A 537-nucleotide genomic window follows, 5' to 3' on the forward strand; every position below is an offset into this window, starting at 1 on the left:
CTTAGTTACTTGCATAGGCTTAAAGGTTTCTTGTTTTTGCGTGTCAGTTTGATTGTCTTGTTCTTCATGATCGCTTTTTTGATCTATTAGTCCATAGTCACCAACCTCTTGTGGCATACTTCTATTTATAACTTTAGAATATCTCTCAATAAATTCATCCACACTTATATTAGACGATTCAAGGAGCTCGCGACCCTCATTACTAAAAGACACACCAAATCTTTCTAAAGTTTGACGTATCTTTTGTCCTTCTAGATCATCATCTGACTTTTTGCCCCAAATAGTTTGTTTATTATCATTATTGGATTTAAAAGCTCCAGTAAAGTTTGTGCTATTGCCCATCACTTTCTTATAATTAACTCTACTTGCGAATTCTTTTCCTTCAAATAGTGAATTGTTATTTAGATTTGGCGAATAGGTTATATTATTAAGCATTGTTAAGGTCTCGCTTTATTTAGATATTCCAGCATCTCTTTCATAGGTTTTAATTCTTTTTTATGGTATTAATTTGCATTAGAGCATATTACCACCTATCCA

The 537-nt window shown here is 32.4% G+C and carries 1 pseudogene; it reads right to left on the reverse strand.

Annotated elements, in window-relative coordinates:
* Window positions 1-435, reverse strand: a pseudogene (locus UNSWCS_RS11040) (hypothetical protein); the annotation flags it as partial.
* Window positions 436-537: the final 102 nt, after the last annotated feature.

It is taken from the genome of Campylobacter concisus UNSWCS, from assembly GCF_000466685.1.
GTDB classification, from domain to species: domain Bacteria; phylum Campylobacterota; class Campylobacteria; order Campylobacterales; family Campylobacteraceae; genus Campylobacter_A; species Campylobacter_A concisus_A.